This is a genomic window from Paraburkholderia bryophila (assembly GCF_013409255.1).
GTDB lineage: Bacteria > Pseudomonadota > Gammaproteobacteria > Burkholderiales > Burkholderiaceae > Paraburkholderia.
Genome location: NZ_JACCAS010000001.1, coordinates 3440907 through 3451612 on the forward strand (window position 1 = coordinate 3440907; position 10706 = coordinate 3451612).

10 protein-coding genes and 1 pseudogene are annotated in these 10706 nt (G+C 61.9%); 9 read left to right on the forward strand and 2 right to left on the reverse strand.

The features are described 5' to 3' along the window. Positions 1 to 27: 27 nt before the first annotated feature. From dapB to GGD40_RS15460, 8 genes are all read left to right on the forward strand, one after another. Positions 28 to 834, forward strand: coding sequence for a 4-hydroxy-tetrahydrodipicolinate reductase (gene dapB, locus GGD40_RS15425; protein WP_179744157.1), 807 nt, complete (start codon positions 28 to 30; stop codon positions 832 to 834). 83 nt (positions 835 to 917) lie between these two features. Next, complete coding sequence (locus GGD40_RS15430) at positions 918 to 1628, forward strand: MotA/TolQ/ExbB proton channel family protein (RefSeq protein ID WP_179744158.1); 711 nt, start codon at positions 918 to 920, stop codon at positions 1626 to 1628. A gap of 44 nt (positions 1629 to 1672) precedes the next feature. Next, complete coding sequence (locus GGD40_RS15435) at positions 1673 to 2119, forward strand: ExbD/TolR family protein (protein WP_179744159.1); 447 nt, start codon at positions 1673 to 1675, stop codon at positions 2117 to 2119. Between the two features lie 216 nt (positions 2120 to 2335). Beyond that, entirely contained in the window at positions 2336 to 4927 is a 2592-nt protein-coding gene (gene leuS, locus GGD40_RS15440; RefSeq protein ID WP_179744160.1) for a leucine--tRNA ligase, read from the forward strand. 91 nt (positions 4928 to 5018) lie between these two features. Next, complete coding sequence (locus GGD40_RS15445; protein WP_179708336.1) at positions 5019 to 5570, forward strand: LPS-assembly lipoprotein LptE; 552 nt, start codon at positions 5019 to 5021, stop codon at positions 5568 to 5570. A gap of 36 nt (positions 5571 to 5606) precedes the next feature. After that, positions 5607 to 6728 (forward strand): DNA polymerase III subunit delta, encoded by a 1122-nt coding sequence (gene holA, locus GGD40_RS15450; RefSeq protein ID WP_179708338.1) that lies wholly within the window; start codon positions 5607 to 5609, stop codon positions 6726 to 6728. A 135-nt stretch (positions 6729 to 6863) separates the two neighbouring features. After that, positions 6864 to 8135: a glutamate-5-semialdehyde dehydrogenase gene (locus tag GGD40_RS15455; protein WP_179708340.1), complete on the forward strand. Its 1272-nt coding sequence runs from the start codon at positions 6864 to 6866 to the stop codon at positions 8133 to 8135. 108 nt (positions 8136 to 8243) lie between these two features. Continuing rightward, positions 8244 to 8660: a CopD family protein gene (locus GGD40_RS15460; RefSeq protein WP_179744161.1), complete on the forward strand. Its 417-nt coding sequence runs from the start codon at positions 8244 to 8246 to the stop codon at positions 8658 to 8660. A gap of 31 nt (positions 8661 to 8691) precedes the next feature. On the opposite strand, the gene GGD40_RS15465 is transcribed toward GGD40_RS15460, so the two are convergent. After that, on the reverse strand, positions 8692 to 9132 hold the full coding sequence (locus tag GGD40_RS15465; RefSeq protein WP_179744162.1) for a nuclear transport factor 2 family protein: 441 nt from the start codon (positions 9130 to 9132) through the stop codon (positions 8692 to 8694). Between the two features lie 160 nt (positions 9133 to 9292). After that, positions 9293 to 9718, reverse strand: coding sequence for a nuclear transport factor 2 family protein (locus GGD40_RS15470; protein ID WP_179744163.1), 426 nt, complete (start codon positions 9716 to 9718; stop codon positions 9293 to 9295). A 600-nt stretch (positions 9719 to 10318) separates the two neighbouring features. Between GGD40_RS15470 and GGD40_RS37340 the strand changes: the two are divergent. Continuing rightward, a pseudogene (locus tag GGD40_RS37340) lies at positions 10319 to 10447 on the forward strand (ESPR domain-containing protein); the annotation flags it as partial. Positions 10448 to 10706: the final 259 nt, after the last annotated feature.

Consider the following 10706-nt stretch of genomic DNA (forward strand, 5'->3'; position numbering starts at 1 on the left):
TTTTGCTTTTTCCGAACCCTCGAAGCCATGAAAATTGCCATTGCTGGCGCATCGGGCCGTATGGGCCGCATGCTCATCGAAACCGTCCTCAACGATGCCGGCGTCACGCTGTCCGGCGCGCTCGACCGGGCGGGCTCCCCGCAACTCGGCCAGGACGCCGGCGCGTTTCTCGGCAAACAGACGGGCGTGCTGCTCACCGACGACATCGAGCGCGTGTTCGCCGAGTCCGACTACCTGATCGACTTCACGCGCCCCGAAGGCACGCTGATGCATCTCGAAGCGGCGCGGCGCCACAACGTGAAAATGGTGATCGGTACAACCGGCTTCGACAACGAGCAGAAGGCGCAACTGCGCGCCGGCGCGGAGAAGGTCGCCATCATGTTCGCGTCGAACATGAGCGTCGGCGTGAACGTCACGCTGAAGCTGCTGGAGTTCGCGGCGAAGCATTTCGCGACCGGCTACGACATCGAGATCATCGAGGCGCATCATCGTCACAAGGTCGACGCGCCGTCCGGCACGGCGTTGACCATGGGCGAAACGATCGCCCATGCGCTCGGCCGCAATCTCGACGACTGCGCGGTCTACAGCCGCGAAGGCGTGACCGGCGAGCGCGATCCGTCCACCATCGGTTTTTCGGCGATTCGTGGTGGCGATATCGTCGGCGATCATACGGTGCTGTTCGCGGGCATTGGCGAGCGGATCGAAATCACGCACAAATCGGCGAGCCGTTTGTCGTATGCGCAAGGCGCGCTTCGTGCTGTGCGTTTCCTCGAAAGCCACGCAACCGGCTTTTTCGACATGCAAGACGTGCTCGGCCTGCGCGACGCGGGTTAAGCGCATTCGCAAGCCAGGCAGGCCGCAGGGGCAACGCTGCCCCTGTTCGCGGCCCTGAAATCACTTTCCCCCGGCGAGGTCAGATGGCAGGCAGCAGCGGCATCATCCATTACCTGCAAAGCAGCGACGCGATCACGCATGGCGTCGCGTATGTGCTGCTGGCTATGTCGATTGCGAGCTGGTGCTTTCTGATCGTCAAGAGCTGGATTCTCACGCGCGCCAAGCGCCAGGCGAACCGCGCGATCGCGCAGTTCTGGCAGGCGTCCACGTTGTCCGACGGCGTCGCCGCGTTAAAGCGCGTGGACCGCGAGCGCGTCTTCACGCCGCTCGCCGAGGCAGCGCTGCATGCGGCCGAGGTGGATATTCCGGGTGCGTTGCTGGCGCGCGTCGAACGTGGCGAGCGGGTGCTGCGGGCGTTGCGGCAGGCACTCAATGCGTCGCAGCGGCGGCTCGAATTCGGTCAGGTGCTGTTGGCCTCGGTTGGTAGCACGGCGCCGTTCGTCGGGCTGCTTGGCACCGTGTGGGGCATTTATCACGCGCTCGGCAGCATTGCCGCGAGCGGCCAGGCGCAGATCGAGAATGTCGCCGGTCCGGTCGGCGAGGCGCTGATCATGACCGCGTTCGGCCTCGTGGTCGCGATTCCGGCTGTGCTCGCGTACAACGTGCTGGGACGGATGGTGCGGCAATTGTCCGAGGAACTCGACGGCTTCGCGCACGACCTGCATGCGTACGTGTGTGCGCCGGCCGAGCAGCGCGAAGCGCCGTCGCGCGTCCAGCAGACCTCGACTCACTGATCCACCGGCGCGCGTCACGCGGCACTCAGGCAGAAGGAGGCGACATGGCATTCGGCGGACTCGAGAAAAAGCAGACGGCCGCGCCGATGGCCGAGATCAACATGACGCCGCTGATTGACGTGATGCTGGTGCTGCTGGTGATTTTCATCATCACCGCGCCTTTGTTCACGCACGCGATCCGGCTGGATCTGCCGAAAGTCGCGTCGGCGCCCGCGCGCCAGACGCCGCAGACCATTTCCCTTTCCATCGACGCCACCGGCAAGCTCTACTGGAACGCGAAGCCCATCACGCTGGAGCAGATGCGCGCGCAGTTCACGCAGGCGGGCAAGCAGGCGGATCAGCCGGAAATCCAGCTACGCGCGGAGCGCTCCACGCGTTACGAAGTGATCGCGCAGGTCATGGGCGCGGCGCAGCAGGCCGGGCTCGAGCGGATCGGCTTCGTGACGGACCCGCCGCCGCCGGGCGGATTGCCGCAGGGCGCCGCGCACTAGTCGCGCACTAGTCGCGACTCGGCCCGCACCAAGCGCGCACTCAGCGCCCACCAGGCGCGCGGGAACGCATCACCGCGCCTGACGCTGCGCGGCGTAGCCGCCCGCGAACGGTATAATCAGCCCTTTCCCCCGCAGAAGGGGAACGACGCCATTTCATCCAGCAGAGCACCAAAGCGGCCGGTGCGAAAGCACCGAACCCAGCGATCCCATCACACCATGCACGAAAAATACGTTCCCTCCGACGTCGAATCTGCCGCGCAAGGGCAATGGCGCGCCATCGACGCGTACAAGACATCGGAAATCACCGAGAAACCCAAGTTCTACTGCGTCTCGATGCTGCCGTACCCGTCGGGCAAGCTGCACATGGGTCACGTCCGGAACTACACGATCAACGACGTGATGTACCGCTATCTGCGGATGAACGGCTACAACGTGTTGATGCCGATGGGTTGGGACGCGTTCGGCATGCCGGCGGAAAACGCGGCAATGGCCAACAACGTGCCGCCCGCGAAATGGACCTACGACAACATCGCTTACATGAAGAAGCAGATGCAGTCCATGGGCCTCGCGATCGACTGGTCGCGTGAAGTCGCGACCTGCAGCCCCGATTACTACAAATGGAACCAGTGGCTGTTCCTGAAGATGCTCGAGAAGGGCATCGCGTACAAGAAGACCGGCACGGTGAACTGGGACCCGATCGACCAGACCGTGCTCGCGAACGAGCAGGTGATCGACGGCCGCGGCTGGCGTTCGGGCGCGCTGGTCGAAAAGCGCGAAATCCCGATGTACTACATGCGCATCACGCAGTACGCGGACGAACTGCTTAACGACCTCGAAGGCCTCGGCTGGCCCGAGCGCGTCAAGGTCATGCAGCAGAACTGGATCGGCAAGAGCTTCGGCGTGAACTTCGGGTTTCCGTACGAGATCGACGGTGAACAGAAGCTGCTGCGCGTGTTCACCACGCGCGCCGACACGGTCATGGGCGTGACTTTCTGCGCGATTGCCGCCGAGCATCCGCTCGCCACGCGTCTCGCGAAAGACAAGCCGGAACTGCTGCCCTTCATCGAAGAATGCAAGCGCGGCGGGGTGGCTGAAGCCGACGTCGCGACCATGGAAAAGAAGGGCATGGGCACCGGCTTCACCGTCACGCATCCGCTGACGCAGGAACAGGTCGAAGTGTGGATCGGTAATTACGTGCTGATGAGCTACGGCGAAGGCGCGGTAATGGGCGTGCCGGCGCACGACGAACGCGACTTCGCATTCGTGAAGAAATACGACCTGCCGATCAAGCAGGTGGTGGCCGTCGAAGGTAAGGAATTCTCGACGGAAGCCTGGCAGGATTGGTACGGCGAGAAGACCGGCACGCTGATCAACAGCGGCAAGTACGACGGCCTCGCCTACGAGCCGGCGGTCGACCAGATCGCCGCCGACCTGAAGGAACTCGGCCTCGGCGACAAGCAGATCACGTGGCGTCTGCGTGACTGGGGCGTGTCGCGCCAGCGTTACTGGGGCACGCCGATCCCGATCATTCACTGCCCGAAGTGCGGCGACGTGCCGGTGCCGGAAAAAGATCTGCCGGTGGTGCTGCCGGAAGACCTCGTGCCGGACGGCACGGGCAATCCGCTCGCTAAATCCGAAGCGTTCGTGAACTGCACCTGCCCGACGTGCGGCAGCGCGGCCAAACGCGAAACCGACACGATGGACACCTTCGTCGATTCGTCGTGGTACTTCTACCGCTACGCGTCGCCGAATGCGAAGACCATGGTCGACGAGCGCACCGATTACTGGGCGCCGATGGATCAGTACATCGGCGGTATCGAGCACGCGATTCTGCACCTGTTGTACTCGCGTTTCTGGGCGAAGGTGATGCGCGACCTGGGCCTCGTCAAGTTCGGCGAGCCGGCGAAGAACCTGCTCACGCAGGGCATGGTGCTCAACGAAACGTACTACCGCGAAAGCGATGCCGGCAAGAAGACCTGGTACAACCCGGCCGACGTCACGGTCTCGTTCGACGACAAGGGCCGCCCGGTCGGCGCGATCCTGAACGCGGATGGCCAGCCGGTCGTGCTCGGCGGCATCGAGAAGATGTCGAAGTCGAAGAACAACGGCGTCGATCCGCAATTGCTGATCGACCAGCACGGTGCGGACACCGCGCGTCTGTTCGTGATGTTCGCCGCTCACCCCGAGCAGTCGCTTGAATGGTCCGGTTCGGGCGTGGAAGGCGCGAGCCGTTTCCTGCGCCGCGTGTGGAGCTTCAGTCAGGCGAACGAAGCCGCGTTGCGCTCGGGCGGTACGTTCGACGCTGCAAAACTCGGCGACGTCGACAAGACGCTGCGCCGCGAGATCTACAGCGTGCTGAAGCAGGCTGACTTCGACTATCAGCGTTTGCAGTACAACACGGTGGTGTCGGCCGCGATGAAGATGCTCAACGCGCTCGACAGCGCGAAGGGTGCCCAGCCGGCCGTACTGCGCGAAACGTACAGCGTGATGCTGCGCGTGCTGTACCCAGTGGTGCCGCACCTCGCGTTCCAGTTGTGGCAGGAACTCGGTTTCGCCGACGTCCACGGTTCGCTGCTCGACGCGGCATGGCCGAAGGTCGACGAGCAGGCGCTGGAACAGTCGGAGATCGAACTCGTGCTGCAGGTGAACGGCAAGGTGCGCGGCGCGATCACCGTGGCGAAAGACGCCACGCGTGAAGCAATCGAACAGCTCGCGGCCGCTCACGAAATGGTCGCGAAGTTCAGCGAAGGCAAGGCCCCGAAGAAGATCGTCGTGGTGCCGGGCCGACTCGTGAACGTGGTCGTTTGACTCGAGACGAGAACATGACAGCGGACAGGGTCGGTCGCGCACGGCGGCGCCTGTTTCTCGCTGCGGAATCTACTGCGAACCAGGAGCCAATGTGACTCGCAGAATGGTATTGACGCTGGCTTGCAGCGTGCTGATGTTGTCCGCTTGCGGCTTCCAGTTGCGTGGCCAGCAGGACTACGCGTTTAAACGCCTCTATGTCGCCGGCGGTTCGCCGGCGGCCAGCGCGCGCCTCACGCGCATGGTGCAAGGCGGCAGCGATACGGTGGTGGTCACCTCGCTCGCCAATTCCGACGCGACGCTGACGATCGGCGAAGGCCGTGGCGTCAGCACGCTGACGCTGAATTCGCTGGGCGTGGTCGAGGAGTATCAAATGAACCTCTCGATGACTTACTCGCTGGTCGGAAAAGACGGCACGGTGCTGATTCCGCCGAGCGTGATTTCGTTGAATCGCGCGATGACCTATAGCGACCAGTATTCGCAAGCCAAGGCGGCGGAAGCGGACATCCTGTACGCCGACATGGAAAACGACGCGATCGACCAGCTCACGCGCCGTCTGTCGATCGTGCGCTCGCTGCATCCGGCGCCGGGTCAGGAAGTGCCGGCGGTGGCGCCGCGTGCGCCGTTGCCGCCGCCGCCGCTGTGACCGTGGTGCTTCGTTCAACTTTGCCGGACGGTCCGCATGCAACTGCGACTTGACGCGCTCGAAGCGCATCTCGCCAAGGGACTCGCCGGCCTCTACGTCGTGTTCGGCGACGAGCATCTGCTCGCGCAAGAAGCGTGCGACCGCATTCGTGCGACGGCGCGCGCGGCCGGCTTCACCGATCGCTCGGTGTTCACTGTCGAGCGCGGTTTCGACTGGAGTTCGCTGCTGGGCGCGAGCCAGTCGATGTCGCTGTTCGGTGACCGTCAACTGGTCGAATTGCGGATTCCATCGGGCAAGCCCGGTAAGGAAGGTGCGGATGCGTTGAAGGCGCTTGCTGCTGCCGTCAACGACGACGTGCTGACCATGGTCACGCTGCCGCGGCTCGACGCGGCCACGCAGAAATCGGCGTGGTTCATGGCGCTGGCCGATGCGGGCGTCGCGTTGAAGATCGATCCGGTGGAGCGCGCGCAGTTGCCGAACTGGGTGGGCCAGCGGCTCGCGGCGCAGGGCCAGCGGGTAGCGGCCGGTGAAGAAGGGCGGCGCGCGCTGGCCTTTATCGCCGAACGGGTGGAAGGCAATCTGCTGGCGGCGCATCAGGAAATTCAGAAGCTCGGGCTGCTGTATCCGGCGGGCTCGTTGAGTTTCGACCAGGTTCAGGACGCGGTGCTGAACGTCGCGCGTTACGACGTTTTCAAGCTGAACGAGGCGATGCTCGCGGGCGATGTCGGCCGTTTGTCGCGCATGCTCGACGGGCTGCGTGGCGAAGGCGAGGCAGCGGTGCTGGTGCTGTGGGCAGTCGTCGAAGAAGTGCGCACGCTGCTGCGGATCAAGCGCGGCGTCGAGGCGGGCAAACCGCTCGCGATGCTGGTGCGTGAGAACCGTGTGTGGGGGCCGCGCGAGCGGTTGATCGGGCCGGCATTGTCGCGCGTCACCGAAGGCGCGCTGGAGAAGGCGCTTGCTTTGGCGGCCAAGCTGGATCGGCAGGTGAAGGGTTTGTCTGGCGGTACGCGGGGGAATCATCGCAACGATCCGCCGCCTGATCCGTGGGACGGTCTGTTCGAGCTGGCGATGACCGTGGCGTCGCCGAAGACGGCGGCCGTGCCGCCGTCGCGGCCTCGGACCGGAGCCGCTGCTGTGCCCGCGCGCCGACCGGTTTGAGCGGCCTGAGCGCCTCTGATTCGCTCAAACCACCGCCTCAAGCAGATCACCTCCACCCGTCTTACAATCTTTCGATGTTTCGCTAATTCTGTCCGTCCGCTGCGCCTAAGCGTGCGCTGCACCAAGAGAATCTCCATGGATATCGACCAGTACATGACCGACCTCGGCCGCCGCGCCCGTCACGCATCGCGTGCGATGGCGCGGGCGTCGACGGCGGCGAAGAACGCCGCGCTCGCGGCTGTCGCTCACGCGATCGAACGCGATGCCGCGCTGCTGAAGGAAGCCAATGCGCGCGATCTGGCCAAGGCGCGCGAGAAGGGGCATGACGCGGCGTTCATCGATCGTCTTACGCTGTCGGACAAAGCGCTGAAGACGATGGTCGAAGGCCTGCGGCAAGTCGCCGGGCTGGCCGATCCGATCGGTGAGATCAGCAACATGAAGTATCGGCCGAGCGGGATTCAGGTCGGCCAGATGCGCGTGCCGCTGGGCGTGATCGGCATCATCTACGAATCGCGGCCGAACGTGACGATCGACGCCGCCGCGCTTTGCCTGAAATCGGGCAACGCGACGATTCTGCGTGGCGGTTCGGAAGCGCTCGAATGCAATACGGCGCTGGCTAAGCTGATCGGCGAAGGGCTGGAAGCGGCCGGGTTGCCGCAAGACGCGGTGCAAGTGGTGGCCACGGCGGACCGCGCGGCGGTCGGCAAGCTGATCACGATGACCGAATACGTCGACGTGATCGTGCCGCGTGGTGGCAAGAGTCTGATCGCGCGTTTGATCGAAGAAGGCCGCGTGCCGATGATCAAGCACCTCGACGGCATCTGCCACGTGTACGTGGACGATCGCGCGGATCTGACGAAAGCGCTGACCGTCTGCGATAACGCGAAGACGCACCGCTACGGCACCTGCAACACGATGGAAACGCTGCTGGTCGCGCGTGATATCGCGGCTGAGGTGCTGCCGGCGCTGGGCAAGCTGTATCGCGCGAAGGACGTCGAATTGCGCGTGGATGCGGCGGCGCGAGCTGTATTGTCCGACGCGGGCGTCGCGCCGCTCGTCGACGCCACCGAAGAAGACTGGCGCACCGAGTATCTCGCGCCGGTGCTGGCGATCAAGGTGGTCGACGGTCTGGATGCGGCGATCGAGCACATCAACGAATACGGCTCGCATCACACCGACGCGATTGTCACGGAAGACCACGACCGCGCGATGCGCTTCCTGCGCGAAGTGGATTCGGCGAGCGTGATGGTGAATGCGTCGACCCGTTTCGCCGATGGTTTCGAATTCGGCCTGGGCGCGGAAATCGGCATCTCGAACGACAAGCTGCATGCGCGCGGGCCGGTGGGTCTGGATGGGCTGACGTCGCTGAAGTACGTTGTGCTCGGGCACGGCGAAGGCCGTCAATAAGCGCTGCGCCGCCTCGGCGGGCGCATGACACAAGTGCGGCTGTGCAACGCGGTCGCGCTTGTTCCCCAATCAACGTAGTCAACAATCGCACAGCTACAGGTACCGCCGATGCTCTGGGTCAAAACGTTTCACATCGTCCTGATTGCTTCCTGGTTTGCCGGCCTGTTCTATTTGCCGCGCATCTTCGTCAATCTGGCGATGGAAACGGAGCCCGCCGCGACGGCGCGTCTGCTGACGATGGCGCGCAAGCTGTTCCGCTTCATGACGTTTATCGCGGTGCCGGCGCTGGCTTGCGGTATCTGGCTGTGGCTGGTGATCGGCATCGGCCGCGGCCAAGGCTGGATTCACGCGAAGGTCGGCGTGGTGGTGCTGTTGATCATCTATCACGCTTACTGCGGTGTGCTGTTGCGCACTTTTGAGCGTGGCGAGAATAAGCGCTCGGATAAGTGGTATCGGATGTTCAATGAATTGCCCGTTCTGGGCATGCTGGCAGCGGTGGCGCTGGTGGTGATCAAGCCGTTTTAAGCTTTTGATAGGAGCGCAACGCTCCACACTGTTAGACGTTATGCACCGACCCGAGAGTCGTATGTGACGACGCGACACGCCAGGTGTCGCCACGTCGCACATACAGGTCGGTGAACGCGTAATCGATCGTTTTCAAACCCGATGCCGGCGTGTAGTGATTGACGCCGGACACCATCGCGACATTTCCCAAAACACGTACTTTCAGATCGCCGAGCGACTGCGCGGCGCCGGGTGGCAGCGCGGGGGCGAACAGCAGGTCGGCTTTGCTGCGGCGCGCGCCGTTGGGCATGGTTTCGATGAACGAGTTGTCGAGGAGTTGGTCGAGTGTGGCGCGGTCGCCGCGAGCGGCGGCGTCGACCCACATCTGTTCGATTGAAACCAAGGTGGCTTCGGCTTGGACCTCGGTGTGAAGGCCGACGGCCAGCACGCAGGTGGATAGGCCAATGGTGGCCAGGAAGGATAGGCGTTTCATGTTCAGTTCCTGATTGAATGGATAACTTGGGCGGTCGCGCTAGCAAGAACCCTGTCAATACGAGGTCGTGATATTTCTTGCGCGCGGCTGGGGTTTGCCGCGCGTTTGAGATTGCTGCCGGGGTTGCTTTCTTGTTCTCGGCCTGGTTCTGCTGACACGACTACTTGCGCGTTATTTGCGCTGAAACTGCGCGCCAGTCGCGTTCTTTGCGGACGAAGACATCGGTGAACGAGTAGTCGCTTGGCTGGGCGTTCGGGCCAAGGGTGAAGTGGTTCGTGCCGGTGACTATGGCTGTGTCGCCGTTTACGCGGACCTCGAGGTTCGTCAGGGTCTGCGTCGAACCCGGCGGTGGAGGCGGCGCGAGAAGCACGTCGCTTTTACTACGGCGTGTGCCGCTCGGCGTGGTGTCGATGAAGGAGTCGTCGAGCAGGCTGTCCAGGGTGACGCGGTCCGTGTTCGAGGAGGCTGTGATCCACGTTTGTTCGATGGTCTTAAGGGCGTCTTCGTCACGGTCGGCTGCGTATGCGGGGATTATTGCTGCGAGTGCTAGTGAAACGACGGCGGCTAGTCGGAGAATGTGTTTCATTGCGATTCCTTTGAAATTGATTGAAGACGTGCTTATGCGGAGTTGCTTAATTGAATCCGGATCAGTCGGTGTAATTATTTAATTTGCTAAAAATATATAAATGTGTTTCCCAATAGTGTTGGGATGATATTTATTCGTAAGGCGGATGAGAATAATTTTAAAATCAATGATCTGATTTTGATCTGGGAAAATTCTTAATTATGAGGATTGAAATTAGGGGTTGTTCTGAAGCCTTGATATTGCGACGACTGCATATAAAATATTTTGTTCGGATAATTCATAAAGTGCTTGCCTCATGCCTGTTTTTGATAGTGAAATTTCTGCGCTTACAAGAAGCGTTTTCCCCATTTTTAAGGGAAAACGGTTATGAGTTGGATAAATTAAGGTCAATCTGATCTATTTTAAGAGTTCTCCTATTAAACCCTGATGCTCCTAAATCTATATTCGGACGGTCAGCCGAAGGGTTAGTGAGATAGTTCGGAAGTTCTCATTTTGTACGACCACTTTTTTCATTCCTTCGGTAACCACTGATATGCGTGCTGTGCCCATCTGGCCCTCGCAGAGCAGAAGCAGTTATCACACATTCAACAGGATGAAATCGTGAACAAGTCGTATAAAACCATTTGGAATGAAACTACAGCGACGTATGTGGCTGCGCCGGAAGTAGCGAAGGGGCGGGGGAAGAAGAGTAAAAACAAAAAAATGTTGATGATTGCGATGCTCGCTGCGAGCGCCGGGGCATCGCTTGACGCCAGCGCTAGCGGTTTAGACGGTGGGACCGTGGCAGTGTCGACTCAAGTCGCCATTGGAAGTGGTGCGCAGGTTACACCAGCATCTGGTGATGGCGGCAGAGGGGTTGCCATTGGCTCCAACGCAAAAAGCACCGACGTGTTCGCCGTTGCCGTGGGCGGAGACTCCAGTGCGGCGGGACTGCAGTCCACTGCGTTAGGCGTCTATGCGAACGTAGCCTCCGGCACAGTTAACGCTA